28 protein-coding genes and 1 tRNA gene are annotated in these 25,706 nt (G+C 61.2%); 13 read left to right on the forward strand and 16 right to left on the reverse strand.

The window, feature by feature from the left end:
* Positions 1-244: 244 nt before the first annotated feature.
* Positions 245-592 carry a hypothetical protein gene (locus tag P7228_RS01610; protein WP_278016485.1) on the forward strand — a complete coding sequence of 116 codons (348 nt, stop codon included), beginning with the start codon at positions 245-247 and terminating at the stop codon, positions 590-592.
* 282 nt (positions 593-874) lie between these two features.
* Here the strand turns inward: P7228_RS01610 and P7228_RS01615 are convergent, their stop codons facing one another.
* A complete protein-coding gene (locus tag P7228_RS01615; protein ID WP_278016486.1) occupies positions 875-1,588 on the reverse strand; it encodes a transcriptional regulator in 714 nt (237 codons plus the stop codon).
* Complete coding sequence (locus P7228_RS01620; protein ID WP_278016487.1) at positions 1,585-2,040, reverse strand: RNA polymerase sigma factor; 456 nt, start codon at positions 2,038-2,040, stop codon at positions 1,585-1,587. Before P7228_RS01620 ends, P7228_RS01615 begins: the two co-directional genes overlap by 4 nt.
* Positions 2,041-2,153: 113 nt before the next feature.
* Between P7228_RS01620 and P7228_RS01625 the strand changes: the two genes are divergently transcribed.
* Positions 2,154-3,386 carry a S8 family serine peptidase gene (locus tag P7228_RS01625; protein ID WP_278016488.1) on the forward strand — a complete coding sequence of 411 codons (1,233 nt, stop codon included), beginning with the start codon at positions 2,154-2,156 and terminating at the stop codon, positions 3,384-3,386.
* A 97-nt stretch (positions 3,387-3,483) separates the two neighbouring features.
* Positions 3,484-4,353: a hypothetical protein gene (locus P7228_RS01630; RefSeq protein ID WP_278016489.1), complete on the forward strand. Its 870-nt coding sequence runs from the start codon at positions 3,484-3,486 to the stop codon at positions 4,351-4,353.
* A gap of 429 nt (positions 4,354-4,782) precedes the next feature.
* Here P7228_RS01630 and pal read toward each other — a convergent pair whose 3' ends face one another.
* The 3 genes from pal to P7228_RS01645 form a co-directional block, all read right to left on the reverse strand.
* Complete coding sequence (gene pal / locus P7228_RS01635; RefSeq protein WP_278016490.1) at positions 4,783-5,289, reverse strand: peptidoglycan-associated lipoprotein Pal; 507 nt, start codon at positions 5,287-5,289, stop codon at positions 4,783-4,785.
* A gap of 254 nt (positions 5,290-5,543) precedes the next feature.
* Positions 5,544-6,236 (reverse strand): response regulator transcription factor, encoded by a 693-nt coding sequence (locus P7228_RS01640; RefSeq protein ID WP_278016491.1) that lies wholly within the window; start codon positions 6,234-6,236, stop codon positions 5,544-5,546.
* Complete coding sequence (locus P7228_RS01645) at positions 6,236-7,711, reverse strand: sensor histidine kinase (protein ID WP_278016492.1); 1,476 nt, start codon at positions 7,709-7,711, stop codon at positions 6,236-6,238. Before P7228_RS01645 ends, P7228_RS01640 begins: the two co-directional genes overlap by 1 nt.
* Before the next feature lie 250 nt (positions 7,712-7,961).
* On the opposite strand from P7228_RS01645, the gene P7228_RS01650 reads away from it, so the two are divergent.
* Entirely contained in the window at positions 7,962-9,032 is a 1,071-nt protein-coding gene (locus P7228_RS01650) for a S1C family serine protease (protein ID WP_278016493.1), read from the forward strand.
* 79 nt (positions 9,033-9,111) lie between these two features.
* Here P7228_RS01650 and P7228_RS01655 read toward each other — a convergent pair whose 3' ends face one another.
* The 4 genes from P7228_RS01655 to P7228_RS01670 all read right to left on the reverse strand — a co-directional run bounded on the left by P7228_RS01655 (position 9,112) and on the right by P7228_RS01670 (position 12,522).
* Positions 9,112-9,621, reverse strand: coding sequence for an Hsp20/alpha crystallin family protein (locus tag P7228_RS01655; RefSeq protein WP_278016494.1), 510 nt, complete (start codon positions 9,619-9,621; stop codon positions 9,112-9,114).
* Positions 9,622-9,819: 198 nt separating this feature from the next.
* Entirely contained in the window at positions 9,820-10,290 is a 471-nt protein-coding gene (locus P7228_RS01660; protein WP_278016495.1) for an Hsp20 family protein, read from the reverse strand.
* A 240-nt stretch (positions 10,291-10,530) separates the two neighbouring features.
* Complete coding sequence (gene groL / locus P7228_RS01665; protein WP_278016496.1) at positions 10,531-12,150, reverse strand: chaperonin GroEL; 1,620 nt, start codon at positions 12,148-12,150, stop codon at positions 10,531-10,533.
* Positions 12,151-12,207: 57 nt separating this feature from the next.
* A complete protein-coding gene (locus P7228_RS01670) occupies positions 12,208-12,522 on the reverse strand; it encodes a co-chaperone GroES (RefSeq protein WP_278016497.1) in 315 nt (104 codons plus the stop codon).
* 252 nt (positions 12,523-12,774) lie between these two features.
* On the opposite strand from P7228_RS01670, the gene P7228_RS01675 reads away from it, so the two are divergent.
* From P7228_RS01675 to P7228_RS01685, 3 genes are all read left to right on the forward strand, one after another.
* Entirely contained in the window at positions 12,775-13,641 is an 867-nt protein-coding gene (locus P7228_RS01675; protein ID WP_278016498.1) for a M48 family metalloprotease, read from the forward strand.
* Positions 13,642-13,772: 131 nt separating this feature from the next.
* Entirely contained in the window at positions 13,773-14,006 is a 234-nt protein-coding gene (locus P7228_RS01680; RefSeq protein ID WP_278016499.1) for a hypothetical protein, read from the forward strand.
* Positions 14,003-14,275: an usg protein gene (locus tag P7228_RS01685; protein ID WP_278016500.1), complete on the forward strand. Its 273-nt coding sequence runs from the start codon at positions 14,003-14,005 to the stop codon at positions 14,273-14,275. Before P7228_RS01680 ends, P7228_RS01685 begins: the two co-directional genes overlap by 4 nt.
* A gap of 63 nt (positions 14,276-14,338) precedes the next feature.
* Here P7228_RS01685 and P7228_RS01690 read toward each other — a convergent pair whose 3' ends face one another.
* The 3 genes from P7228_RS01690 to P7228_RS01700 are packed head-to-tail and all read right to left on the reverse strand — an operon-like array spanning position 14,339 to position 16,713.
* Positions 14,339-14,896 (reverse strand): DUF5681 domain-containing protein, encoded by a 558-nt coding sequence (locus P7228_RS01690; protein ID WP_278016501.1) that lies wholly within the window; start codon positions 14,894-14,896, stop codon positions 14,339-14,341.
* A 36-nt stretch (positions 14,897-14,932) separates the two neighbouring features.
* On the reverse strand, positions 14,933-15,409 hold the full coding sequence (locus P7228_RS01695) for a DUF5681 domain-containing protein (protein WP_278016502.1): 477 nt from the start codon (positions 15,407-15,409) through the stop codon (positions 14,933-14,935).
* Positions 15,406-16,713, reverse strand: a complete 1,308-nt coding sequence (locus P7228_RS01700) for a site-specific DNA-methyltransferase (protein ID WP_278016503.1) — start codon at positions 16,711-16,713, stop codon at positions 15,406-15,408. The genes P7228_RS01695 and P7228_RS01700 overlap by 4 nt, the downstream gene beginning before the upstream one ends.
* Positions 16,714-16,903: 190 nt before the next feature.
* Here P7228_RS01700 and P7228_RS01705 point away from each other — a divergent pair, with 190 nt between their 5' ends.
* Genes P7228_RS01705 through P7228_RS01715 form a run of 3 tightly spaced genes read left to right on the forward strand, consistent with a single transcriptional unit; the run spans position 16,904 to position 19,139 of the window.
* Positions 16,904-17,131: a DUF3489 domain-containing protein gene (locus P7228_RS01705; RefSeq protein ID WP_278016504.1), complete on the forward strand. Its 228-nt coding sequence runs from the start codon at positions 16,904-16,906 to the stop codon at positions 17,129-17,131.
* Positions 17,128-17,535, forward strand: a complete 408-nt coding sequence (locus P7228_RS01710) for a DUF2924 domain-containing protein (RefSeq protein WP_278016505.1) — start codon at positions 17,128-17,130, stop codon at positions 17,533-17,535. Before P7228_RS01705 ends, P7228_RS01710 begins: the two co-directional genes overlap by 4 nt.
* Positions 17,532-19,139 carry a recombinase family protein gene (locus tag P7228_RS01715; protein WP_278016506.1) on the forward strand — a complete coding sequence of 536 codons (1,608 nt, stop codon included), beginning with the start codon at positions 17,532-17,534 and terminating at the stop codon, positions 19,137-19,139. Before P7228_RS01710 ends, P7228_RS01715 begins: the two co-directional genes overlap by 4 nt.
* 375 nt (positions 19,140-19,514) lie before the next feature.
* Here the strand turns inward: P7228_RS01715 and P7228_RS01720 are convergent.
* Positions 19,515-19,604, reverse strand: a tRNA-Ser gene (locus P7228_RS01720).
* 159 nt (positions 19,605-19,763) lie between these two features.
* Between P7228_RS01720 and hspQ the strand changes: the two genes are divergently transcribed.
* Positions 19,764-20,144, forward strand: coding sequence for a heat shock protein HspQ (gene hspQ, locus P7228_RS01725; protein WP_278016507.1), 381 nt, complete (start codon positions 19,764-19,766; stop codon positions 20,142-20,144).
* Positions 20,145-20,158: 14 nt separating this feature from the next.
* Here hspQ and P7228_RS01730 read toward each other — a convergent pair whose 3' ends face one another.
* Positions 20,159-21,010, reverse strand: coding sequence for an ABC transporter permease (locus tag P7228_RS01730; protein ID WP_278017682.1), 852 nt, complete (start codon positions 21,008-21,010; stop codon positions 20,159-20,161).
* Positions 21,011-21,133: 123 nt separating this feature from the next.
* On the opposite strand from P7228_RS01730, the gene P7228_RS01735 reads away from it, so the two are divergent.
* Positions 21,134-21,814: a GcrA family cell cycle regulator gene (locus P7228_RS01735; RefSeq protein ID WP_278016508.1), complete on the forward strand. Its 681-nt coding sequence runs from the start codon at positions 21,134-21,136 to the stop codon at positions 21,812-21,814.
* 153 nt (positions 21,815-21,967) lie between these two features.
* Complete coding sequence (locus P7228_RS01740; RefSeq protein ID WP_278016509.1) at positions 21,968-22,498, forward strand: DUF1993 domain-containing protein; 531 nt, start codon at positions 21,968-21,970, stop codon at positions 22,496-22,498.
* On the opposite strand, the gene P7228_RS01745 is transcribed toward P7228_RS01740, so the two are convergent.
* Together P7228_RS01745 and pnp are read right to left on the reverse strand one after the other, a co-directional pair.
* Positions 22,495-23,175, reverse strand: coding sequence for a spermidine synthase family protein (locus P7228_RS01745; RefSeq protein ID WP_278016510.1), 681 nt, complete (start codon positions 23,173-23,175; stop codon positions 22,495-22,497). The two genes, P7228_RS01740 and P7228_RS01745, sit on opposite strands and share 4 nt — an antisense overlap.
* 89 nt (positions 23,176-23,264) lie before the next feature.
* Entirely contained in the window at positions 23,265-25,553 is a 2,289-nt protein-coding gene (gene pnp, locus P7228_RS01750) for a polyribonucleotide nucleotidyltransferase (RefSeq protein ID WP_278016511.1), read from the reverse strand.
* Between the last annotated feature and the right edge of the window lie 153 nt (positions 25,554-25,706).

Raw genomic sequence — 25,706 nt, forward strand, 5'->3', positions numbered from 1 at the left:
GTCATCGAATGGTTGCGATGTCGAAAAACTAAGCTGGGTTTTCCTGTCAAAGGTCCGCTTTTGTTACGCAATTGCCGAAAACCGGACGAACCGCTTACGGCCCACTTCACGCCACCAGCTTTGCGAGCGATCCAGATTCAAAGCATCGGAAAAAAGTTCGGGTTCGGTGGATTAAACCACAAGCGCGTTTCGTTCCCTTCATGACCGGCCGGAGAACCCGGTCCACGATTGAAGGAGAATTCGGATGAAGAAGACTGTTTTTGCCACCGCCATTGCGGCCCTCGCTTCGAGCTTTGCAGTTCAGGCTGCCGCCCCGATGCTCTACGAAGAAGCCTTTGCTCGCGAAGAGGAAAAGCTGATCATCCAGAGCCCGATCGCCGGCATCCAGAATAGCCTGTGGTTCGATTATCGCATCGACGTGACCGAAGCGCAGAAGGAACTCGCGAGCGATCTTCGCCGCGCCAGCGATATCGAGGACCAGCGCGATGCCTGGGAAGAGTACGGCGTCGAGCTGCGCAAAGAGCGTTTCCACTACATCGAGGAAATGGCCGAGCGCGGCTACCGCATGGGAACCGTGACCGTCGAAGGTTGACCCCAAGGACGGACAGGCCGACCCTCCCACTCCTAACCTGCTCGTCCGCGAAGGGCCGGTTGCAAATCCGGCCCTTCCTTTTTGCGTAGTTGAACCGAAAGGGTGCTGGGCTCGCTTAAGAATTTTCGGCGGCGAGCGCTGTCAAGAAACGAGCGCCACTCATGGAGTAGGCGGCATTCAAACCGCAGCGCGTCGGTAGGAGGTCCACAAGCGCGCCCCGTCTGTCGTGACTTCTGGCGAAAGCTGAGAGATGCGCCGAAAGGGGCGCTGCGACAGGTCGGACTAGCGCGACCGGCTCTGTTTGAGCGCTTCGGCTTCTTCTTCGGCGGAAAGGGCGGGGCCGCTGGCCATATCCTGTGCAGCTTCAAGGATCTCGGCCTCGCTGCCCGCCATGCGGAATTCAGTTTGCGCGCTCTCGCTGCCTGCACCGATTACCTGCTGGCGCCAGCCTTCGGAATCGCGGCATGCGATGCCACTCTCCTGGGCGGCGCTATAGGCACGGCAGAACTCGCCCGCATCATTGCGGAAGCTGAGCAAAATGCGCGTGTCGGCGTCGCCTGGCTGGGTCGCGACGAGCTGGCTGTCCAGCGCCGATGCCAGTTGCGCATCGGCATAGCCGGGCCTCGCTTCGTCGCCTGTGGTGAATACAAGCACCGCGACCAGCGACGCCGCGATTGCGCCACCTGCCCAGCCCCAGCCGGGAAGAGTGCGCCTGGCATCGCGCCTTTCGCGCGCGGCGGCGAAATCGACCACTTCAGCGGGTTCGTTTGCTTCGCTTTCGTCCGCGCCAGCGAGCATCTGCTTGAGATGCTCAGGTACCTCCTGCTTGAGGATCGGAGCAAAATGGCCGGAGAGCTTCGCTTTCAAGGCGCGATGCTTTTCGACCTGGCGCGCGAGATCTTCGTCGGCAGCCACGGCTGCGGCGACGCGTGCTTCGTCCTCGCCGATAAGTTCGCCGTCGGCGAATGCGGCCAGTTCTTCGGGCGAGATGCTCATGTCCCGTCCTCCATCATTTCCATCAGCGCATCGCGTCCGCGCACGAGTCGCGAGTTCAGCGTCCCGACCGGGCATCCGACAATTTCGGCGGCTTCTTTATAGGAATAGCCTTCGACCATCACCAGCAGCACGGCTTCGCGTTGTTCTTCGGGCAGGCGTTGCATCGCGCGGTCGACGTCGCCCAATGCGACGGCCGCTTCCTGCGCGCCTTCGCCGCCGACCAAAAGGCCGGCTTCTTCGTCCACGAAGGTCTCGGACCGCCGCGAGCGGGCCCTGCTTTCATCGATCCAGGCGTTGCGCATGATCCGATACATCCAGCTGTCAAGCCGCGTGCCCTGTGTAAATTGGTCCTGCCGGGTCAGCGCGCGCTCGATCGTTACCTGGCAAAGGTCGTCGCCGTCCGCAGGGTGCCCTGCCAGCCCGGTTGCGAAACGCCGCAGCCGGGGCAGCAATTCAAGGACATCTTGCTCGAACGACGTGCTCAGTGCCTTTGCCTTCCGTGGATTAAACGATTGGGCTCGCCCGTTTCATCCATGCTTAATGCGAATTAGTGAAAGGGCACCATATGCGCATCCGGATTTTCCTCATATCGTTGGCCTTGCTGGCCGTGCCCGCGAGTGCGCAACTTTCGCTTCCGAGGACCGACCTGCCGCCGCCACTGGGCGGCGTGATCGACCCGCTCACGGGCGAATTGCTGGATGAAATCGATGATCGAGCGCGCTCGGTCGCGCATCAGGCGATGCGATTGGCCGAGCAACGGCTGAACCGGATTGACCGGCTCATTCGCGGCAACCGCGACATCATCGATCTCGATGCACGCGGCGCCCCTGCGCGAAAGGGCGAGTTGTTACTGGTCGACCCCGTCTATGCACAGGTCGAGGCCGCAAAGGCGCTGGGCTTCACCGTGCTCGGAACCGAGAGGCTCGATAGCCTCGAACTGCAGGTCGTGAGGCTGGGTGCCTCAGGCGATCTCTCGCTCAAGGCTGCACAGGCGCTGCTAGAAAACGCATTGCCCGCTGCAACGATCACTGCGGACAATTTGCATTTTCAGAGCGGCGCCGTCTCCTCTGCAGCCATGATGGCGGCTGGCGCCTCGGCACAGATCACCACGCCTGTGGGGGTCATCGATGGCGCCCCTGGTAAGAGCGTTGAGGTCGACGCGGTGCGCGGCTTCGCGCAGGGCGCGCCCTATCCGAGTAATCACGGCAGTGCGGTGGCTTCGCTGCTTCATTATGCCGGTGCTCGCAAAATTCGCGTCGCAGACGTTTACGGGACCGACAAGGCGGGCGGCAACTCGCTCGCTGTGGCGAAAGCGATGGGCTGGCTGGTCGGCAACGGCAGCAAGGTGATTAACATCAGCCTTGTCGGCCCGAGGAATGCGTTGGTCGAGCGCGCAATTGCTCGGGCGCAGTCGCGCGGTGTCGCAGTGGTCGCCGCTGTGGGCAACGATGGTCCTGCCGCCCCGCCAGCCTTTCCCGCGTCTTATGACAATGTGATTGCCGTCACCGCCGTCGACCGAAAAAACCGCGCCCTGATCGAGGCTGGCCGTGCCCTGCACCTCGACTATGCAAGCCCGGGCGCGGATATCTATGCGCGCGACGCGAAGGGCAATCGCATGAAGTTGCGCGGCACCTCATTCGCCTCTCCGCTCGTAGCGGCGCGGCTCGCCGCGGCCATGGAGGTGGGCGGCAACTGGCGTACGCGGCTCGACAAAGAAGCGCGCGATTTGGGCAAGAAGGGCCCCGATCCGGTTTATGGGCGCGGGCTGCTGTGCGAGACCTGTCGGCCGCGTAACTGAAATTTTTTCGCGATCGATGGATTAAGCACCAAAACCCATCCGTTTCTTCCTTGAGCGAGCACAAACCCAGCTCGCTACGAAATGAAAGGAAGTAACGATGAAAAAGCTCCTTATCGCCACCACGGCTATCGCTCTCACCGCCGTTCCCGCGCACGCCCAGCTGCTGGGCAACGGCAGCCTGACAGGTGGCCTGACCTCGGGCCTTGATCTCGGCAGCACGATCACCCGCACCACCGAAACCGTCCGCACCACCACCCGCGGCGCGGTAAACGGTAGCGCAAAGACCGATGGCGACCAGAAGGTCGACCGCAAGTCCGGCCGCGTCGAAGCGCGCCGTAGCGCCGATATTACAGGTGCCGCAGACGTAGCCCAGTTCGCCACCACGCCCATCGCGCCGGTTGCCGCATCGGCCAACGGAGGGGGACAGGCATCGGGCGGCGGCGAAGCCCAAGCGCAGTTGATCGGCACAGACGCGGTTCGCGGCCTGGCCGGCTCTGCTGTCGGCCAGGCGCGCTCTGCCGCCTCAACCACCCAGTCACTCGCAAGCCCGGTCGTGAACGAAGCACGCGGTGCTGCAGGCTCGCTGGCGGGCATCTTGCCGGTGTTAGGCGGATCGGCCAACGGCGAAGGTTCGGCTTCGGGTGAAGGCTCGGCCAGCTTCGCTTCGATGCCACTCGCGGTCGCCGGAACCGCTGCCAGCGCGGCGCATGGCGCTGCGACCGTCGCACCAGGAATGCCAGTCGTAACGCCTGAAGGCCTGCCGATCGGCAAGGTGCGCCAAATCGTCGCCGACTCGCGTGGCCAGGTGCAGCACGTCCTTGTCTCGAATGGGAATGCCCGTACGCTCATTCCGGTGGGTAATCTTGCTGCCAGCGGGAACGCGCTGATCGCCGGCGAAGGCAATGTTGTTGCCGATACCGCTGAACAGGATTCCGGGCCGGAGAACGCCGAAGCCAAAGCCGAGTAACGGAAATCGCCCTAGATTACATGAAGCCGGGAGTCCCAAGGGTCTCCCGGTTTTCGCATTTCTGGAGTTGGGAACGGCCGCTAATCGAGCTTATCATTCAAAACACAGGCAGTCAGCTTCCGGCCCAGTTCCAGACGCCTCTACTGCCAATCAGCAGATGACCAGTTTTTGGGCCGATTGCGGACCGTCTGCTAATAGCCGGCCGGTGGCGTAATTCTGCCATCCATTAGATTCTGCTTTTGCGGGTAGGCATTGAGGTCCAATTTCAGGACTCCAGCTCTAGCGAAGTGAAACGATCCTATTTGATCTGGGTACGAACGCCTTGCGGTTCATTCGAGATGGTGCCCTGTTTCCATTGCTCAGGAAGCGATGAGTAAGGAATGCGAGGCGGCGGTCCACCAGTCGCGCCGCCTCGCATGGCTCGCAGTTTCAGTCGATCGTTATGGTTACTGCGCGCCTGTTCTGTGCCCAGGCGGTTTCGTTGCTTGCTGTCGCGACGGGCCGCTCTTTCCCATAGCTGACCGTGGTCAGACGCGATGCGTCGATGCCGAGGGAAACCAGGTAATTCTTTGCCGAATTTGCGCGGCGCTCGCCCAGAGCAAGGTTGTATTCGCGAGTCCCGCGTTCGTCTGCGTGACCTTCGATTGTGGCGCGTTTGTTCGGATAGCGCATCAGCCACTGGGCCTGCGCCTGCAAGGCGACCGCATCGATGTCGTCGATGTTGAACCGGTCCGTGTCGAAGAAGATGACATCCTGCCCTGCCATCTGCTGCACAAAATCGGCCTGGCTTCCGGGTAAAATACTGCTTCCGCGTGGTTCCGCATCAATCCGAGCATCCGTTGGTGCAGGTGGAAGGGACTCAGGCGGTTTCTTCGAGCAGGCGCTGGCGGCCAGGGCGAGCGAAACTACGGTAATGGTGGTGACGAAACGCGACATTGAAAGATACTCCAAGGGTGGGATCAGAACACTTCTGTTACCCTTCAGATAGCCGTCGACGTTGGCCTCGGGTTAGTATGAGATTTTCACGCGCGGCATAAAAAAGCCGTGCTAATTGATCGGAGATTCTGCTGCTAGAACAACAATGTCCGGAGCGATTTACGCATAGTGGCTCCTTGACAGCGAGTGAAGGTCGGCAGGCTCTACCCGCCCCCCCAACGCCCCTCAGTGGGTCGGGCCTGCCGACTGATCGCTTAGCTTGATGGCGTAAGCTCGGCGTTCAACCGATAGCCAACACCCGGTTCGGTCAGGATCAATTCCGGGTCCGACGGGTCTTCTTCCAGCTTCTCTCTCAACATCGCGATGTAGCTGCGCAGGTACTGCCCATCGACGGTAGGTGTGGACCAGCCCGCAATCATCATCTGACGCTGGGTCACAATCTGGCCGCTGTTGCGCGCGAGCAGCTCGAACAAGGCAAACTCCTTGGGAGACAGCCGGATCGGCTCATCCATGAGGATCACTTCGCGCTTCGCGATATCGAGGACGAGATCATCGGACACATACTTGACCACCGCACCGCCCGATTGCTCGGCAAGGCGGCGACCGGCCACTCTGATCCGCGCCAAAAGCTCGCCAAGGCTGAAGGGCTTGTCGACGTAATCGTCCGCACCCTCATCGAGAGCGCGGACCTTGTCTTTTTCGAGGTGACGGGCGGAGATGACAATCAGCGCGGCTTTCGCCGTGCGCTTGATTGTCGGGATCAATTCGATCCCGTCTGCATCGGGGAGCCCCAGATCCAGCAGGACAAGATCAATATGCGATGCCGCAATCGCTTCAAGCGCCTGTTTCCCGTTTGCAGCTTCGACGACATCATGGCCCAGAGATTGAAGGACCGGTCGCAAAGCATCGATAATGGATGGCTCGTCATCGACAACGAGTATGCGCACTAGGCTGCCACCATATTCTCATTCGCAGCGATCAGCGGCAGGCGGACCACGAAACGTGCACCATGCCCCTCTGCCACCGGGGATTCCACCGCAATCGTGCCGGAGAATGCTTCGATGAAGCCTTTTGCAATGAACAATCCGAGTCCGAGACCGCTTTTGCTATCGGTTGCATTGCCCTTGAAGAACCGGGTGAAAACCTTTGCCCGGTCGTGCTCGAATATACCGGGTCCCATGTCGGTGATGGAGATCACTGCCTGGTTTTCCTCATAGTCGAGCTTCACGCTGATCGGGCCAGCTTCTCCGCCGAACTTCTGGGCATTGTCGATAACATTGTAGAGCGCCTGCTCGAGCATGGTGGGATTTGCACGGAGGTAGTGCTCTTGTCGCGACACATCCTGATCGAACCTTACCGAAGGGTGGGTGACGCGGATATGTTTGATTGCCGCAGAGAGAACTTCCGCAGGGCTGACAACTTCCAGCGCATCGTTCTGAATACCGGATTCGATCTGGCCGACATCCAGCAATTCGCTCGTATAGCGGTCGAGCCGTTCGCATTGTTGCAAGATCGACGAGAGCAGGCGTTCGCGTCCCGCGGGAGGCAAATCGACTTCCTTCGAGGTCAGTGCGCCGGCGGCAGCCTGGATGACGGTGACCGGGGTCCGCAAATCATGCGAGACAGACGATAACAGCGCGTCCTTCAAGGCTTCACTACGTGCCAAGGCGCGCGCTTCGGTAAGCTCATCAAGCAAGAGGCATCGCTCGACAGCAAGACCAAGCATCGCTGCGACGGATTGAAGGTTCTTTTGGTCGACCTTCTCCACTCCCCCTTCGGTCAGCTTAAACTTCACCAAGCCGAGGGGGCCTCGTGCGCCGGGAAGTTCGACGATGATCGATTTCGTGGGTCGCCAAGGCAGAGCTTCATCGTCATAGTCGAGCAGCGGCTGAAGCTTATCAACCTCGACCTCGCCTGTTGAAGGTCGGTAATAGACATTTCCGCGTTCGAGAAAGATCTCGACCGCGCTTACTCCTTGGCGGGGGACGATGTTGTGTATTGCCTTCTCAACTCCCTCGATTTTGACCGCTGACTGCAGGCGATCACTGACCGTCAGCAGAAAGGCGGTTTCCGATTGGGCGATATAGGCTCTCTCTGCCGAATCCTTGAGCCGGCCGACCATTGCGGCCGCTGCGATTGCTGCGACGTTGAAAGCCAGAAGCGGAACGGCTTCGTCTGCTGAGGTGATGCCGAATTGGAAGGTGGGTTCGCTGAGGAAGAAATTGTAAATCAGAGACGCGGCGATTGCCGCAATTACACCGCTCACAAGGCCCGAGCGAAACGCGACCAGAATGACGCCTGACAGGAACACAAGGACAGCTGTGATCGGCCGGTCTGCTTGCTGGGCAAGGTATGTTCCGCCCACCGTCGCTGCAAAGATTGCGCTGTCTATCGCGGCGCTCAGAAGAATGCGCTTGTTCACGTGATCGTTATCCCTGGTTCCGAATTGCCGCACCAGATACCTGATCGACGCCAAATGTGCATCCACGCGATTTTTACACCACCTTTCTGCTCGATAAAAAAGCGTCCGGATTATATGCGCCGAGTGCTTCCTTTTGCCGGTCAAGGCCATTCATTGAACCGACAGGCTTGCTCACTAGATCGCCGCAATGTCGTCAAACCAATCGATCTCCAAACCCTCAAACCACAAACTCGTCGTTGTTCTAGTCGCTATGAATCTGCTCTCTCTTTCGGCGGTCGCCGCGCTTCTCTTGATGCAGTCTGCGCCCGCAGCGCCAACGCCCGTCGTGACCCCTCGCGGTGACCTCGCTGCCGATGAACAGGCGACCATTGACCTCTTCCGCAATGCACGGGAATCGGTCGTCTTCATCTCAACCAAGCGCCGCGTCACAAACATCTGGACCCGCAACGCTTACAGCGTTCCGCGAGGGTCAGGTTCGGGTTTTGTCTGGGATGAAGCAGGACACATCATCACCAATTACCACGTAATCGAAGGCGCATCGGAAGCCGAGGTTCAGCTTGCCGATGGAAGGCAATTCAGCGCGCAGCTTGTGGGTGCGAGCCCGCAACATGATCTCGCAGTCCTCAAGATCGGTGGGGCCGGATTTACCGCTCCGCGACGGGTGCCGATCGGGACGAGCAACGATCTGCAGGTGGGCCAGAACGTGTTCGCAATCGGCAACCCCTTTGGTCTCGACTGGACGCTGACGAAGGGGATCGTGTCGGCCCTTGACCGCTCGCTTCCCCGCAAGGACGGCGCCGATATCCGCAATCTCATCCAGACCGATGCGGCAATCAATCCGGGCAATTCGGGCGGTCCCCTGCTCGATTCCGCAGGAAGGCTGATTGGCGTAAATACGGCGATTTACAGCCCCTCGGGCGCTTCTGCCGGAATTGGCTTTGCGGTTCCGGTCGACACCGTCATGCGCGTTGTCCCACAACTGATCGCGACTGGCTCCTATGCTCGGCCCGGACTGGGTGTCGATAGCGACGATTCCATCAATGACCGGCTAAAACGGGCAGCTCGCCTCGAAGGCGTGTTCATCTTGCGCGTCGAACCCGGCTCTGCCGCTGACCGCGCTGGCCTCACCGCAGCCACTCGCGAACGACGTGGAGTGGTGCCCGGCGACGTAATTGTTGCTCTGAATGACCGCCCCGTCGCGCGCTGGGGAGACCTGCTCGCCCGTCTTGACGATTTCAAGATAGGCGATACGGTGGAGATTACCGTCCTGCGCGATGGGGAGAGAAGGCAGGTGCGGCTCGAGCTGGAAGCCAGCGACTGAGTTGCCCCGCCTGCTTCTTCGCCAGAAATGGAAAATCGCACGGAGCGACGCGGGATCCGGTCGCTCCATGCCGCCTCGATCAGTGGCGCGTTTCCTGATTGATGGGAATGCGTCGGCCTGAGGCTTCTTTTTCCTTAGTGTGCGGCAAATGCACCGTGAGCACACCGTCGCGGAATTCAGCGTTTACCTTGTCTTCTTCTATGCCTGCCGGAAGGCTCATTCGCCGTTCGAACCGGCCATAGAAGCGTTCTGAGTAACCGCTCGCGGTTTCGCCTTCATCCGAACGACGTTCGCCACGAATGACGAGCATGCCGTCATCAAGCGAGAGCTCGATATCGTCCTGCGAAAGACCGGGGACTTCAGCGATTACCAGCATCTCTCCCTCGTTGCAGCGCACTTCGACGCTTGGCCAGGAGGGGGTTCGGCCAAAGGCTGGAAAACCGAATGAGCCGAAAGAACCAAAGGCCTGGTCGAAAAGGCGATCAATGTCGCTGCGAAGAGTGCTGACAGGGTCAGTGCGCTCCAACCGCCGAGTGACAGGGAGAGACTCGGCATTACGAGACCATGGAATAAGATCACGAACGTTCATCATTTTCTCCTTTCACTATTCAACCTTTGAGAATGGGTGAGGGATGCCCGCGTTCGGGTCACTTGGGGGAGAGCGAGCATCCCTCTGCCAAACGGGCAGACATCAGCCACCGTCTCACGTTCGCCAGGGGGACAGGGCGAACCCGATGACGGACGGGTTGGTGCATCGGCCCACCCGTTTGGCCAGGGTCCAAAGCCTTTAAGCGGCTTTGTCCTTTGTCAGCTGAGGGGTGTTGTCGTTGCCGCTTGTACCGATCTCGATCTTGCGCGGTTTCATCGCTTCGGGAACCACGCGTTCGAGCGAGACAGTCAGCATCCCGTTTTCATAGGATGCGTCGCGGACCTCGACATAATCGGCAAGCTGGAACCGGCGTTCGAAGGCTCGCATTGCAATTCCGCGATGAATGATTTCGACGCCTTCCTCGTCCTTGTCGGCCTTTTCGCCGGAAATGACGAGTTGATTCTGCTGCGCGGTGATGTCGATTTCGTCCGGGCTGAAACCAGCCACCGCGAGCGTGATGCGATAGCTGTCCTCGCCAGTGCGGGCGATATCGAAGGGTGGGTAGCCGTCTTGCGTCTCGACGCGCGTGCTGCGTTCGAGAGCGTCGAAAAGACGGTCAAAGCCGACGGTGGAACGCCGGTACGGAGCAAGGTCAAATGCAGTTCTCATTTCCAAATCCTCCTTATTGAGCAATCTGGGCACGAGAAGCGCCAGCGAACGAAAGAGCTGACGCCCTAATGTCCAACCGGACCCATTATGGCATCCGGCAACTTTTGATCTAGTAAGGTCAAAAACGGTTTCAAGAGCCGAAATTCAACTTTTTCTGCGTTCAATTCAGGTGTTTGAAAGAAAAACAGGCGCGCCCTTTCGAGCGCGCCTGCCAGTCTGCGAAGACTGTAGCCTGGCGGATCAGTAGTCCATTGCCGGCATCGGTGCCGGTGCGTCTTCCTTCGGAAGTTCGGCCACGAGCGCCTCGGTAGTGATGAGCAGAGAAGCGACCGATGCCGCATCCTGCAACGCCGTGCGAACGACCTTCGCCGGATCGATCACACCGGACTTCACCAGGTCTTCATACTCGCCGGTCGCGGCGTTGAAGCCATGGTTGTAGTCTTCGCCTTCAAGCAGCTTGCCGACGATATAGGCACCGTCTTCCCCTGCATTTTCGGCGATCTGGCGAGCCGGGGCACGCAGCGCACGGCGGACGATATCGATACCCGACTGCTGGTCATCATTGGCAGCCTTGAGGCCCTCGAGCGACTTGAGCGCGCGCAGCAGAGCGATCCCGCCACCGGGAAGGATGCCTTCTTCAACGGCCGCACGGGTTGCGTGCAGAGCATCGTCGACGCGGTCCTTGCGTTCCTTGACCTCGATTTCGGTCGCACCGCCAACGCGGATGACGGCGACACCGCCAGCGAGCTTGGCCACGCGCTCTTGCAGCTTTTCACGGTCATAGTCGCTGGTCGTGCTTTCGATCTGGGCGCGGATCTGGCTGACGCGCGCTTCGATCTCGGACTTTTCGCCCGCGCCATCGACGATCGTTGTGTTGTCCTTGTCGATGATGACCTTCTTGGCGCGGCCCAGCATGCCGATGGTGACGTTTTCGAGCTTGGTGCCAAGCTCTTCGCTCACCACTTCGCCCGCTGTCAGGATACCGATATCCTGCAACATGGCCTTGCGGCGATCGCCGAAGCCGGGTGCCTTGACGGCCGCGACCTTCAGGCCGCCGCGCAGGCGGTTGACCACGAGCGTCGCCAGCGCTTCGCCTTCCACATCTTCCGCGATGATGAGCAACGGACGGTTCGACTGAACGACCTTTTCAAGCAGCGGGATAAGCGCCTGCAGGTTCGACAGCTTCTTCTCGTGGATGAGAATGTAAGGGTCTTCGAGCTCAACGCGCAGTTTCTCAGCATCCGTTACGAAGTAGGGCGAGAGATAGCCGCGATCGAACTGCATGCCTTCGACGGTCTCGAGTTCGGTCTCGAGGCTCTTGGCTTCCTCGACGGTGATGACGCCCTCATTGCCGACCTTGTCCATCGCTTCGGCAAGGATGCGACCGACTTCGGTGTCACCGTTAGCCGAGATGGTGGCGACTTGCGCGATTTCGCTGTTGGCGGAGACCGTCTTGGCATGGCTTTCGAGGTCCTTGACCACGGTGCTTACCGCAAGATCGATCCCGCGCTTCAAGTCCATCGGGTTCATGCCGGCCGCAACAGCCTTGGCGCCTTCGCGCACGATGGCCTGAGCCAATACGGTCGCGGTGGTCGTGCCGTCACCGGCCTTGTCGTTTTGCTTGCTGGCAACTTCGCGCAGCATCTGCGCGCCCATGTTTTCGAACTTGTCTTTAAGCTCGATTTCCTTGGCGACGGTGACGCCGTCCTTGGTGATGCGAGGCGCGCCGAAGCTCTTTTCGATCACCACGTTTCGGCCTTTCGGACCGAGAGTTACCTTGACCGCATTCGCAAGCGTATCCACGCCGCGGAGCATGCGATCACGCGCATCCGACGCAAATTTTACTTCTTTAGCAGCCATTTGGCCTGCTCCTTTCTTAGCTTCTTTCGGTTGAACAGAAGATTGAACGTATCGGGCTTAAGCCGCCTTCTTGAGCTCGGCGGTGGTTTCGATGATGCCGAGAATGTCGCTCTCCTTCATGATGAGCAGATCCTCGCCATCGATCCGCACCTCGGTTCCGGACCACTTGCCGAACAGGATGCGTTGTCCCGGCTCGACGCCAAGCTCGATCAGCTTGCCGGCCTCGTCACGAGTGCCTGGACCGACTGCGACGACTTCGCCTTCCATCGGCTTTTCCTTGGCAGTGTCGGGAATGATAATGCCGCCAGCGGTCTTCTCTTCCGCTTCAATGCGACGAACCAGCACACGATCGTGCAAAGGTTTAAAATGCATGCATAACCTCCGTTACAAAGCGATATGAACACAAACATCTCCCCCATTCTCGGCAGGAGATTTTTGCGATCTAGTTTTTGCGAAAACGGCTTCAAGAACCTCTCGGCAAAAAGTTTGCACGGCTTGGCGAGCGCATGAATCGCGATGGATTGGCCCCTCATTCACATGATTCATTCGTGAGCATCAGAGGTATTGAAACGAAAGGCCCGTTCACTAGGTTTGGGGAAGTTTCTCTAGGTTGGAGGATTGACAGTGAACATTATGAGAATTTTCATTTTGCTCGCTGCCCTGACCGCGCTGTTCATGGGCACCGGCTACATGATTGGCGGCACCGGCGGCGCTCTCATTGCGCTCATCATCGCGGGCGCGGTGAATTTCGTTACCTACTGGAAGGCCGACAGGATCGTTCTGTCGATGCATAAAGCGCGCGAAGTGAATGCGAATACCTCGCCCGACTTCTACGGCGTCGTCGCCATCCTGGCTCAACGCGCCGGTCTTCCGATGCCCAAAGTCTATGTCATCGACAGCCCGCACCCCAACGCCTTTGCAACGGGACGCAATCCCGAAAACGCGGCCGTCGCGGCTACGACGGGGTTACTGGACATGTTGTCGCGCGATGAAATCGCGGCGGTGATGGCGCACGAACTTGGCCATATCCGCAACCGCGACACGCTCATCATGACGATGGTGGCGACCATTGCCGGTGCGATTTCCATGCTGGCGAACTTCGGCATGTTCTTCTCCAGCGACAATCGCAGCAACCCGCTTGCACTCGCAGGAGCCGTGCTGCTGGCACCTTTTGCCGCGATGATTGTGCAAATGGCAATCAGTCGGACACGCGAATTCGGTGCTGACCGAGCGGGAGCGGAGATCTGCGGAGATCCCGATGCACTGGCCTCGGCGCTGCGAAAGATCTCTCACGCGGCGCGCCAGGTGCCGAACCCGGTGACAGAGCGGAACCCAGCTGCAGCCCAGCTCTACATCGTTCCGACGCATGTGGGCGAGCTGTTCTCGACCCATCCGGCGACCGAACGCCGGATTTCGGCTCTGCGCGAATTGACGCGTAGAACGATGAAGCAGAACAGCTTCACCGCAACCCGGACGCCGCTACCGGGCTAGTGTGCGGCTAAGCGTTACTCCGAGGTATCACTGCAAGGCTGCCTTGGAGTTCGCTCAGTATCAGCGAACGCCCTTCAAATGTTGAAAGCGCAAAATGGCAAAACGCGACGCAAAACAAAGGAGGATCGATTATGTCGCAACCTGTCTCTCGCTATTTGCATCCCTTTGATGTTGCCCATCATCCCTCACTTGAACCCGAGGTAAAGCGGGCGATACTTGCCTCCTGGGCATCCGACCGCAACGCGGTCGAGAGCCAGCCCGGAATGCGAAAGCCGCCCGAATTGGGAAAGCCTGTGGGGATTGATGATATCTTCGATGCCATGAAGTCACTCGACGACGAAAACCGCCCTAGGAGGTCACAATGACGGATCGGGCATTTCTCGTGCAACTTGATGGCTACGGACTGACCACGGCAGAAATCTGCTATTTCATGCCCGATCATCCGACCATCATACAAACCTTCGCATGGCAGGAATACGACGCAGCACCGGACTTTCCGGTGCTGTTCGACTTTCTTGACTATTGGAGGCGCGAGATCGAGGCTGACATCCAGTCAGTGCGGATCGCACACGACAAACTCATCCGCCCCGCCAACTGGCGCTCGGCGGATGGGGTTATCTCGTGGGAAGACTGATAGGTCCGCTTTCTAGGTGGCTCTTTCCTGGCCTGTAAGTCCGACTTTTGGGGCGCAAAGCGGTCATCCGCCGAAGTGCCGCCACCATTCTGGCCAAGCGACCTTCTGCGGCGTGCGTGTGGCACCCCACACCTCGCTCTGGTCGGTTTCGGAGAGTTGCCGATCGCCCAGTCGGTCCAGCGCCGCCTCGACTATCCATGGGTTGAGTTCCCAGCGTGTCCGCGCTTCGTCAGCGGGATACTTATGGAAGGCGATCCCGAGCTTGCCGATGATCGCATCGGCCCCGCTGTCGATCGCGAAGCGGATGATCTTTGAAGGTCCGGACATGTTGCCATACCGAGTCGCCCGCGCTGCCTCGATTGCATCAAGCGAGGCGCGGGTGGCGGCGCTGTCACCGGCGAGGCCCTTCTGGGTCAGCTGAAGCAGGAATGCTTCGGCTGCTGTCACCCGCCGTTCCCTGCCGTCTTCGCGGATCGTGACCATCTGTCCGAGGACGGTGTCATAGGGGATCTCGCGCCGCCGGTTTTTCGGGCGACCTCGCGGATTGCCGGACTGTCCTTTGCGGAACCGGGTTGAGCTGGGCGGCTGCTGGTATCCGACCTGCTGCTTCGCTCCACTCATTCGATCCTGCCTCGCGGCCAACGCAGCGTGCCGGCATCATTGGTGAAGAACTTGATGTCGTGGACGTCCCTCTGAGAGAACTTGCTGCGACCGGGCCGGCTGATCGCGGCTTGTGTAGCCCATGCCTGAACCATCCATCTGTTGGGATGGGTGTGATCCGGCACTGCGATGTCCAAGATACGCATGGCTTGGTTGGCGTTGTCCGCGCAGTGATGCGTTTCCATCGTGACGGACGCAGAGGCTGGAAGGGAACTTCTTCGCCAGCGCCGCCTCGCGCTTCTCGATCATCTTGAGCACCTTGCGGATTGCCATGCGTTTGCCGGCCAGCGCATCCTTGAGTGTCTGTTGCTGCAAGACCTCTTCGACCGTCAGTTCGCGCTCATTGCCGCCGACGGTTGTTGTGAGGCGTTTGTCGAGCACGATCTCGAACGCTGAGATATTGGGACGGCGCGGCCTGGGCGGACGGCCCCGGGGATTGCCCGACTGGCCTTTCTGGAACCGGGTGTCGCTCATGCCGATGCCTCGGCCGTGCCTTCGCGGTGGACCAGTTCGGGTTCCTTGCCCGTCAGATCACTCCAGCGCTGCATTGCGAGATCAACATAGGCCGGGTCGATATCGAGCCCGCGGAACCGGCGTCCGACGCGCTCAGCCGCGATCAGGCTTGTGCCAGAGCCCAGGAAGATATCCAGCACCAGCTCGCCTTGCCTGGTCACATCGCAGATTGCATCGGCGACCATTGCAACGGGCTTGACGGTCGGGTGGAGCGCGAGATCCTCACGTCTCGACCCGCGCATCGAGTTGACCGAAGGGTAATCCCACACGTTGGTCCGGTTGCGGCCATGCTTGCCGAGCTCGACCGTGTTGGTGTGCGGCGCGCTACCGACACGGTAGACGAACACCATTTCGTGCTTCGAGCGATAGAGCGAACCCATCCCGGCATTGCTCTTGTTCCACACGCAGATGTTGAGAAGGTCATCGTAGACGCCTTCGACCGATACGGTGACGTCATCCATGTGGCGCCAGTCCATGCACACGAAGTGCACAGCGCCCTGGCGCGATACCTTGGCGCAGGCGCCCAGTGTATCGCTGAGGAAGGTCCGGAACTCGGCTTCGGTCATCTCGCCCGAGGCCATGGCGAACTCGCGGTGGCGGCCCTTGGCATTGGCGTGGCCGTTGATCTTCACATTGTAGGGCGGATCGAGAAAGGCGCAGTCGATCGCCTCGCCTGCACCGACCAGGCGCTGGAGGAACGCCCCATCGCGGCCATCGCCGCAGGCGATGCGGTGCTCGCCCAGCTGCCAGATGTCTCCGGGCTGGACCCGCGGGTTCTCGGGCACTGCCGGGATGACCTCGTCGTCAGGATCGTCGGCCTCGGACAGGACCACGTCGATCTCGCCCGGACTGAAGCCGGTCAGTCCCAGATCGATGTCGATTTCGGGCAGCGCGAGATCGGCAAGTTCGAGCTTGAGGATCTCAAGGTCCCAGCCAGCATTGAGCGCGATCTTGTTATCGGCAAGCCGAAGTGCCTTCTTTTGCGTATCTGTCAGGCCATCGAGCGTGATCACCGGGACCTTCTCGAGCCCCATCTCCTTCGCCGCCCGCAAGCGGCCATGACCGGCGATAAGCAGACCATCGGGATCGGCGAGGATCGGATTGGTAAACCCGAAGGCGCGGATCGATTGGGCGATCTGCTCGATCTGCCGCCTGGGGTGCGTCCGCGCATTGCGTGGGTCAGGAACAAGGCTTTCAAGGTCGCGATAGGTGACCTCGAGCCGGCGAGTGGCAGTCATGTCTGCCATCATGGCGTCGTTCGTCATGCGGGAACTATAATAGAACAAAGCGCAATCAGGAAGGGAACGTTTTCCCGTATCTTTCCACAAGCCATCCCCGCAGTTTGGACTGGACTTCGTGCCTTTTCAGAGCATAGCTGTCGTCCACGCCCGGTGAGCCGGGCTCGTCCCGGTAGCGGCGGCCATTTCCGGTCGCCGCGTAGAACCGGAGAACAACATGACCAGCACGAACACCATCAAGAAGCCTGCCAGCAAGCTCGACACGCTCGAGAAGCTGCTGAAGCGCAAGACCGGCGCGAGCATCGCCGAGATGACCAGCGCGACCGGGTGGCAGCAACACTCGGTGCGCGGGGCGATGGCAGGAGCGCTCAAGAAGCGCGGGCACGCGATCGCCTCGGAGAAGATCGATGGCTCCCGCCACTACCGGATTGAGACCGAACAATGAAAGAGGCGATCGACCGGCTCGCCGACGAGATCGAGACGCTCGATCTCGATGGCCTGCGCGCATTCTGGCAGGGCCGCTTCGGCGCCCCTCCGCCTTTGCGTTCGGAGCCGATCATGCGGCAGCTGCTCGCGTGGCGGGTGCAAGCCCAGGCGCTGGGCGGATTGGATGAGGAGACCCGCAAGGCGCTTGCTCGCAGCGGACCGGTCCAGCCGGAGGGCAAGCACCTTGGTGTCGGGGCAAGGCTCACCCGCATCTGGAAGGGGCGCGAAGTGACTGTTCTAGTCGAGGAACAAGGGTTTCGCTGGAATGACCAGCTCTTCCCCAGCCTCTCGGCTGCCGCGACCGCGATCGCCGGGAGCCGCTGGAACGGGCCGCGGTTCTTCGGATTGCGAGCTAGTCCATGAGCACCAAGACCAAACGCTGCGCGATCTATACCCGCAAGTCGTCCGAGGAAGGCCTCGACCAGTCGTTCAACAGCCTCCACGCCCAGCGCGAGGCTTGTGAGGCCTACATTCTGAGCCAGGCATGCGAAGGCTGGGAAGCGCGTCCAGATCGCTACGACGATGGCGGGTTCTCGGGCGGCAACACCGAACGGCCAGGGTTGCAGGCGCTCCTCACCGATATCGAAGCAGGACGCATCGACATCGTCGTGGTCTACAAGATCGACCGCCTTACCCGGAGCCTCGCCGACTTCGCGCGCATCGTCGAGATCTTCGAGAGGTCTGACGTCAGCTTCGTCTCGGTCACCCAGTCGTTCAACACCACCGGATCGATGGGCAAGCTGATGCTCAACGTCCTGCTCTCGTTCGCGCAGTTCGAGCGCGAGGTAACCGGCGAACGGATCCGCGACAAGATCGCCGCCTCCAAGGCCAAGGGCATGTGGATGGGCGGCGTTCCGCCACTGGGCTACGATCCGCCCACCGATGGCTCGCGCACACTCAAGCTCAACGAGAGCGAGGCTGACCGCGTGCGGCACATCTTCACCCGCTACCTTGAACTCGGCTCGGTCCATGCGCTGCAGCGCGATCTCGAGAAGCGCGGCGTAACTTCCAAGCTCCACATGACCGCCAAGGGTCACAGGATGGGTGGTCTGCCATTTAGCCGCGGCGCGCTGTTCCACCTGCTGCGCAACCGCGTCTATCTCGGCCAGATCACGCACAAGGGCGAAGTGCATCAAGGCGAGCACGATCCGATCGTCGATGCAGATCTGTTCGACCAGGTACAGGCGCTGCTCGACGCGCAGGTGCGGCGACATCGCGGCAAAGCGAAGCGCCGCACCGCCAGGGCCCCGCTCACCGGCAAGCTGCTCGACGCTGCAGGCGAAGCTATGAGTCCAACTACCTCGCGCGGGAAGTCGGGGCGCTCCTATCGCTACTATGTCTCGGCATCGCTCCAGCAGGGATCAGGTCGTTCAGATCGCGACTTCGTCCAGCGGGTGTCAGCGACCGAGATCGAGAAGGTGGTTTCCGAAGCCGTATGCCGCTGGGACCCCAGCGCTGGCGATCCACTTGCGATCGTCCGGTCGGTCTGCCTCAGCGAGCGAGGGCTGCAGGTCAGCGCCGAGAATGCACATTCGGCCAGCCTCACTGCGCGGCTCGCCGAGGACGAGATCATCCTTGATCGCACCGCCGACACGATCACCATCCTGTTGCCGATCCGGTTTGCGGCGCGCGGCAGCAAGCAGAAGATCCTGCCGGCCAAGTCAAGACCAGCGCAGCCAGACCCGGTCCTCATCGCTGCGCTGCGCAAGGCGCATGCGATGCTGCGATCCGAGCGCGGGATGCCGGTCATGGAGACCGCTCCAGGCTCACCCTACGAGCGCAACATTCTGCGGCTCGCATTCCTCGCGCCCGACATCCAGCGCGCCATCCTTGACGGCCGCCAGCCGCTCGAGCTCAACCTCGAGACATTGAAGAAATCAGCGATCCCGCTGGCCTGGCCTGAGCAGCGCAAAGCGCTCGGATTTGGCGAACCCAGCGATCCCTGTTCCGCCGAACAAATACCCTGATAGGGGCGATTAAAGTCCCTGATACCGGCGAATACATTCCCTGTTCCGTCGAAGAACAGGGAAACCGTGATTTCGGGCGCGTAAGCCACGGAAAAGTGGGCGATTTATCCGGACGACATCCGCCAGATTTGTCCCAAATCGCCTGTTTTGGGCCTCATATTTGCAGAATTCCCTGTTCTTTCCCTGATAAACAGGGAAATCCGGGCAAACCGAACCGATGTTCGTGGGCGCAGAGACGGTCCCTCGAAATGGCTCCTGAAACGGCTCCAGAGACTGCACGAATGATGCGGGAGTTACGGATTGGCCTGCGAAAACCCGCCTGTTATCCGCGAGTTGCACGCGGTCCTGTAACCAGAGACAAGTGCCGGGGGTGGGTGGCGGAGAGGGTGGGATTCGAACCCACGATACGGTTGCCCGCATACCGCATTTCGAGTGCGGCGCATTCGACCTCTCTGCCACCTCTCCGCATGTAGGGTGCGCTCGCGGGCTCGTGGCCCCGGTCGAAGCGAGCGCGCCGGTTAGCCGATGCCCACCGCCTTGCCAAGCCCTCTTTCGTCGCAAAACTGGGGAATCTCCTGCCCTACGCCTTGTTTTGCACCTGCGAAGGGCCATATCCTCCCAACCATGGATCGTGCCGTGTTCTTTTCGACCCAGGCAGGTCGCACCATCGAGGTTCCGCGCCACGCCCGCGCCCGGTTCGGTATCGGCGATATCGTTCGCCACCGGATGTTCGATTTCCGGGGCGTCATTTTCGACATCGATCCGGTCTTCGCCAATAGCGAGGAATGGTACGAGTCCATCCCCGAGGAAATCCGGCCGCGCCGCGACCAGCCGTTCTATCACCTCCTGGCCGAGAACGAGGACAGCTCCTACGTCGCCTATGTCAGCCAGCAAAACCTGCTGGCGGATCCGGAAGGCGGCCCGGTCGATCATCCGCAGCTGTCGCATCTGTTCGAGCAGTTCAAGAACGGCCGCTACCGCATGCGGCGCGCGCTGACGCACTAGCCTGGCCCCAGCCCTCAGTCCTTCAGCTTCCAGCCCGACTTGAGCACGCGGTAGGTCACCACGCCCATCACCACGTTCAGCACCAGCAGGCAGACGGCAGCGACCATGACGGCGCCAGCGTCGCCGATGTCGCTCTGGCCGAGAAAGCCATAGCGGAAGCCCGAAATCACGTAGAAAAACGGGTTGGCGCGGCTGACCGCCTGGAATGCGGGCGCGAGGTTGTCGATCACATAGAATGTCCCCGACAGCAGCGAGAGCGGCGCGATCACGAAATTGGTGATCGCCGCGTTATGGTCGAATTTCTCCGCCCAGATCGAGGTCGCCAGGCCGAGGATCGCCAGCATCGCCGAACCCATCAGCCCGAACCAGATCACCGCCCACCAGTGCTCGACCGCCAGCGACACTCCCGGCCATAGCGCCATGGCGAGCGCGACCGTGCATCCCACCATCACCGCGCGTGTTATTGCGGCGGCGATGATCCCCGTCATCAGCTCGCCTTCGGACAGCGGGGGCATCAGCAGGTCGATGATGGTGCCCTGGATCTTGCCCGACAGTAGCGAGAATGACGAATTCGCAAAGGCGTTCTGCATCATTCCCATCATGATGAGGCCCGGTGCAACGAAACTGGCAAAGGGTGCGCCCAGCACCTCTCGCCCGCCGCGGCCAAGGGCGACGGAGAAAATGATCAGAAACAGCAGGGTCGTGACCGCAGGGCCCCAGATTGTCTGGGTGTGCACCTTGAGAAATCGGCGAACCTCCTTAATATAGAGGCTCCACAATCCAATGCGGTTGATGCCGGTGATGATCGGCTCGCCTCGCGGCGGAAACCGGGTGCCCTCCCCCGGGTTGTTATCGGAGAGGGACATGTCCTCGGCGCTCTGGGTGATGCTTGGACTGGCTGGTGCTTGATCGGCCATGAATGCGCGGTTAGGGCGAAGCATCGGGCCTGGCAAGCATGGCGCGAGATTTGAACAGGAATTGAGAATTCGATGAGTTGGACCGACGAGCGGATCGCAACGCTGAAGAAGATGTGGGAAGGCGGCGCAACCGCCAGCCAGATCGCCGACGAGCTGGGCGGGGTGAGCCGTAACGCCGTGATCGGCAAGGCGCACCGGCTTGGCCTCAAGGCGCGCCCTTCCCCGGTCAAGGCGAACGACAAGAAAGCTGCCGCGAAAAAGGCGGCCGCTCCAGCGCCCGCGGCCAAGAAGACAGCGGCCAAGGCACCGGCAAAGCCTGCCGCCAAGCCCGCCGCGAAGGCCGATGCTCCTGCCGCCGCAACGGGCGCGCAGAGCTCGGTACCTTCGCAGCCGCTGCCCAATCCGACGCCCGACCTGCCCAAGATCGTTTCGGTCGGTCCCGGCGGTTTCCTGCGGCAAGGCCCCGGCGACCAGCAGGCACCGATCCCGCCGGCCCCGCCCCGGCGCCTAGTTCCGGCCAAGCCGAGCGCTGAGATCGCCGACAAGACCAGCCTGCTCGACCTGTCGGACAAGGTCTGCCGCTGGCCGATGGGTCACCCGGGCGAGCCGGACTTCCATTTCTGCGGCGAGCAGGTGAACCCCGGGTTCCCCTATTGCGTCGAACACTGCGGCCGCGCCTATCAGGCACAGCTGCCGCGCGGCGCACGCCGCCCCCCTCCGCCGCTGCCTTTCGGCGGCCCGCGCGTCCGCTAGGACACGCAGCTATCGAACAAGCGAACGCCGCCTCCACCCGGAGCGCGGCGTTTTCTTTGTGCTACCTGCCCAATAACCGGATTCTCAATTTGAGTTGCGACTTGCAACCCAGTGCCCTAGCTTTCGGCAACCGGATCAAGGAAGGAAACCCGCATGTCGCTCTCGCTCTATGAAGCTTTCGTCCCGAACTGCCAGCAGATGGTCGGTGCCCTCAACGGTCTGATCGACAAGGGCGAAGCCTTTGCCAGGGACAATAACATCGCCGAGGAAGCCATGATCGGCGCCCGGCTGGCCGACGACATGTGGAACCTTCCCTGGCACGTGCGCAGCTGCTGGGTCCATTCGGCCTATGTCATCAGCCTGCTGCCGACCGGCGAGTTCTCGCCGGACTTCACCGAGATCGCCGACAGCTGGGACGGGATGCGCGAACAGGTCGCGACAACGCTCGACGCGCTGGCCAAGGTCACGCCAAACGATCTCGAGGAAATGGCCGACAAGACGATCGGCTTCGTGCTGGGCGGCCAGCGCCTGATGGAGTTCACCGGGCAGAATTTCCTGATGAGCTTCAGCCAGCCCAACGTCTATTTCCACGCGACGACTTTCTACGACATCCTGCGCATGAAGGGCGTGCCGCTGGGCAAGCGCGACTTCATGGGCGTGCCGCGGATGCTGACCCCGGCCTAAAGCTTGCGCGCAAACCAGATCGTATGGCGCGGCCCCTTGTTGTTGGGCCGAGCGCGAACTTCACGCACCTGCACGTCGAAACCCGCATCCTTGAGGCGGCGGGTGAACTTGTGGTCCGGCGCGGCTGACCACACGGCAAGAATGCCGCCAGGATTGAGCGCATCGCGCGCCTTGCCGAGGCCGGTCTTCGAATAGATGCGATAATTCGCGTCGCGCACGATCCCGTCGGGACCGTTATCGACGTCGAGCAGGATCGCGTCGAACTTGGCGCAGGTGCCGTCGTTCGCATCGTCGATTAGCGCTGCCACGTCGCAGATGACGACTTCGCCCCGCGGATCGTCGAGGCAGTCACCCGATAGCTCGGCCAGCGGCCCGCGGGCCCAGTCGAGGATCTCCGGCACGATCTCGGCGGCGACAACCTTTCCGCCTTCAGGAATGGCTGCCAGCGCTGCGCGGTAGGTAAAGCCCATGCCATAGCCGCCGATCAGCACGCGCGGCTGCGCCGCCCGCAATTCCGCCAGGGTCAGCACCGCGAGCTGCTCTTCGCTATATTGCATGCGCGTGCCCATCAGCTCGTCGCGCCCGAGCATGATGATGAAGTCGCGCCCGTGGCTGACGAGCGTCAACTCCTCGCCGTCCGGGATCTGCGCTGTCGCAATGGTTTCGCGTGGTAACATCGTATCTGTCCTAGCCTTCGCAGCGTGATGGAAAAAGGCCGCGAGGATCGCTCCCCGCGGCCTTTCCTCTCCAACTCGTACTGAAGGGTTTAGTCCTTCAGGAAGTCCGGCACGTGTGCGGCGCCGCCATCGCTGTCGCCACCGTCACGGCCACCATCGCGACCGCCACGACGCCCGCCACGGTCACCGCGCGGGCCGCGATCGCGGTTGCCGCGTGGGCCACGACGGTCACCGCCGCCGCCTTCGCGCTTTTCGCGCGGCGGACGGGTGTCCTCCAGCTCTTCGCCGGTTTCCTGGTCGACCACGCGCATCGACAGGCGGACCTTGCCGCGCTGGTCGATCTCGAGGACCTTGACCTTCACTTCCTGGCCTTCCGACACGACGTCGGTCGGCTTTTCGACGCGCTCGTTCTTCATTTCGCTGACGTGGACGAGACCGTCCTTGCCGCCCATGAAGTTCACGAAGGCACCGAAGTCGACGATGTTGACGACCTTGCCGTTGTAGATCTTGCCGACTTCCGCCTCTTCGACGATGCCTTCGATCCACGCGCGCGCGGCGGCGATTTCGTCGGCGTTCGAGGAGCTGATCTTGATCACGCCCTCGTCGTCGATGTCGACCTTGGCGCCGGTTTCGGCGACGATCTCGCGGATCACCTTGCCGCCGGTGCCGATGACGTCACGGATCTTCGACTTGTCGATCTGCATGGTCTCGATGCGCGGAGCGTGCTTGGACACTTCGCCGCGAGCCGAACCAAGAGCCTTGGTCATTTCGCCGAGGATGTGCGCACGGCCGGCCTTGGCCTGCTCGAGCGCGGTCTTCATGATCTCCTGCGTGATGCCGGCGACCTTGATGTCCATCTGGAGCGAGGTGATGCCCTTTTCCGAACCGGCGACCTTGAAGTCCATGTCGCCAAGGTGATCTTCGTCACCCAGGATGTCCGACAGGACGGCGAAGTCTTCGCCTTCGAGGATCAGGCCCATGGCGATACCCGATACCGGACGCTCGATCGGAACGCCGGCGTCCATCATCGACAGACAGCCGCCGCAGACGGTCGCCATCGAGGACGAGCCGTTGGACTCGGTGATGTCCGACAGGATGCGGATCGTGTAGGGGAAGTCCTCATGGCTCGGCAGCACCGGGTGCAGCGCGCGCCATGCAAGCTTTCCGTGGCCGGTTTCGCGGCGGCTGGTGAAGCCGAAGCGACCCACTTCGCCGACCGAATAGGGCGGGAAGTTATAGTGCAGCATAAAGTGGTTGTACGACAGGCCTTCGAGGCCGTCGATCATCTGCTCGGCGTCCTTGGTGCCCAGCGTGGTGGTGCAGATCGCCTGCGTTTCACCGCGGGTGAACAGCGCCGAACCGTGCGTACGCGGAAGCAGGCCGACCATCGCCTCGATCGGGCGAACCTGGTCGAGCTTGCGACCATCGATGCGCTGGCCGTCCTTAAGGATGGCGCCGCGAACGATTTCCGCTTCCAGCTTCTTGACCGCCTTGTTGGCGACCATCTGCGTCTGCGGCTCTTCCTCGGCGAAGGCTTCCTTGGCCTTTGCGCGGGCATTGTTGAGCGCATCCGAGCGGGCCGACTTGTCGGTCAGCTTGTAGGCAGCGGCGATGTCGTCGCCGACGATGCCACGCAGCTTTTCCTTGATCGCCGAAGTATCGTCCGAAGTGTCGATTTCCCACGGATCCTTGGCGGCCTGTTCAGCGAGATCGATGATCGCACCGATAACCTTGCGGCTTTCCTCATGCGCGAACATGACGGCGCCGAGCATTTCCTCTTCGGTCAGCTCCTTGGCTTCGGATTCGACCATCATGACCGCGTCCTGCGTCGCAGCGACGACGAGGTCGAGGCGACCGTCTTCGCCGAGCGCATCGTCGAGGCTCGGGTTGAGGATGTATTCGCCGTCCTTGAAGCCGACGCGTGCGGCGCCGATCGGGCCCATGAAGGGCACGCCCGAGATCGTCAGCGCGGCCGAAGCAGCGATCATGGCGACGATGTCGGGTTCGGTCTCGCCATCATACGACAGGACCTGGGCGATGACGTTGATTTCGTTGTAGAAACCTTCCGGGAAAAGCGGCCGCACGGGGCGGTCGATCAGGCGGGAGGTCAGCGTTTCCTTCTCCGTGGCGCGACCTTCGCGCTTGAAGAAGCCGCCCGGGATACGGCCCGCGGCAGAGAATTTTTCCTGGTAGTGAACGGTGAGCGGGAAGAAGTCCTGCCCCTCGCGCACGCTCTTGGCGGCAGTAACTGCGCAGAGCACCACGGTTTCGCCATAGGTGGCGAGGACCGCGCCGTCAGCCTGACGGGCAATGCGGCCGGTTTCCAGAGTGAGGGTCTTTCCGCCCCACTCCAGCGATACGGTTTTCGTGTCGAACATTGATTTTCCTTCTGAACCCGCGGGGCCTCATTGCCGCGCGGGGCCTACAGTTCCGGGTAAGCCGTCCCGGTCCGGTGTGGGGCCTGTCTTAGCCCCGAGGCCCCCTCACCGGATTGTGAAGGATGCCAGATAAGCGAAGCGGCCCGCAAAGGG

The organism is Altererythrobacter sp. CAU 1644 (assembly GCF_029623755.1).
GTDB lineage: Bacteria > Pseudomonadota > Alphaproteobacteria > Sphingomonadales > Sphingomonadaceae > Erythrobacter > Erythrobacter arenosus.

Bases quoted from the DNA above. Each gene is read 5' to 3' on its own strand.
- P7228_RS01610 (WP_278016485.1), top strand. From the start codon at position 245: ATGAAGAAGACTGTTTTTGCCACCGCCATTGCGGCCCTCGCTTCGAGC.
- P7228_RS01615 (WP_278016486.1), bottom strand. From the start codon at position 1,588: ATGAGCATCTCGCCCGAAGAACTGGCCGCATTCGCCGACGGCGAACTT.
- P7228_RS01625 (WP_278016488.1), top strand. From the start codon at position 2,154: ATGCGCATCCGGATTTTCCTCATATCGTTGGCCTTGCTGGCCGTGCCC.
- P7228_RS01630 (WP_278016489.1), top strand. From the start codon at position 3,484: ATGAAAAAGCTCCTTATCGCCACCACGGCTATCGCTCTCACCGCCGTT.
- pal (WP_278016490.1), bottom strand. From the start codon at position 5,289: ATGTCGCGTTTCGTCACCACCATTACCGTAGTTTCGCTCGCCCTGGCC.
- P7228_RS01650 (WP_278016493.1), top strand. From the start codon at position 7,962: ATGAATCTGCTCTCTCTTTCGGCGGTCGCCGCGCTTCTCTTGATGCAG.
- P7228_RS01655 (WP_278016494.1), bottom strand. From the start codon at position 9,621: ATGAACGTTCGTGATCTTATTCCATGGTCTCGTAATGCCGAGTCTCTC.
- P7228_RS01660 (WP_278016495.1), bottom strand. From the start codon at position 10,290: ATGAGAACTGCATTTGACCTTGCTCCGTACCGGCGTTCCACCGTCGGC.
- groL (WP_278016496.1), bottom strand. From the start codon at position 12,150: ATGGCTGCTAAAGAAGTAAAATTTGCGTCGGATGCGCGTGATCGCATG.
- P7228_RS01670 (WP_278016497.1), bottom strand. From the start codon at position 12,522: ATGCATTTTAAACCTTTGCACGATCGTGTGCTGGTTCGTCGCATTGAA.
- P7228_RS01680 (WP_278016499.1), top strand. From the start codon at position 13,773: ATGTCGCAACCTGTCTCTCGCTATTTGCATCCCTTTGATGTTGCCCAT.
- P7228_RS01685 (WP_278016500.1), top strand. From the start codon at position 14,003: ATGACGGATCGGGCATTTCTCGTGCAACTTGATGGCTACGGACTGACC.
- P7228_RS01690 (WP_278016501.1), bottom strand. From the start codon at position 14,896: ATGAGTGGAGCGAAGCAGCAGGTCGGATACCAGCAGCCGCCCAGCTCA.
- P7228_RS01695 (WP_278016502.1), bottom strand. From the start codon at position 15,409: ATGAGCGACACCCGGTTCCAGAAAGGCCAGTCGGGCAATCCCCGGGGC.
- P7228_RS01700 (WP_278016503.1), bottom strand. From the start codon at position 16,713: ATGACGAACGACGCCATGATGGCAGACATGACTGCCACTCGCCGGCTC.
- P7228_RS01705 (WP_278016504.1), top strand. From the start codon at position 16,904: ATGACCAGCACGAACACCATCAAGAAGCCTGCCAGCAAGCTCGACACG.
- P7228_RS01710 (WP_278016505.1), top strand. From the start codon at position 17,128: ATGAAAGAGGCGATCGACCGGCTCGCCGACGAGATCGAGACGCTCGAT.
- P7228_RS01715 (WP_278016506.1), top strand. From the start codon at position 17,532: ATGAGCACCAAGACCAAACGCTGCGCGATCTATACCCGCAAGTCGTCC.
- hspQ (WP_278016507.1), top strand. From the start codon at position 19,764: ATGGATCGTGCCGTGTTCTTTTCGACCCAGGCAGGTCGCACCATCGAG.
- P7228_RS01730 (WP_278017682.1), bottom strand. From the start codon at position 21,010: ATGTCCCTCTCCGATAACAACCCGGGGGAGGGCACCCGGTTTCCGCCG.
- P7228_RS01735 (WP_278016508.1), top strand. From the start codon at position 21,134: ATGAGTTGGACCGACGAGCGGATCGCAACGCTGAAGAAGATGTGGGAA.
- P7228_RS01740 (WP_278016509.1), top strand. From the start codon at position 21,968: ATGTCGCTCTCGCTCTATGAAGCTTTCGTCCCGAACTGCCAGCAGATG.
- P7228_RS01745 (WP_278016510.1), bottom strand. From the start codon at position 23,175: ATGTTACCACGCGAAACCATTGCGACAGCGCAGATCCCGGACGGCGAG.
- pnp (WP_278016511.1), bottom strand. From the start codon at position 25,553: ATGTTCGACACGAAAACCGTATCGCTGGAGTGGGGCGGAAAGACCCTC.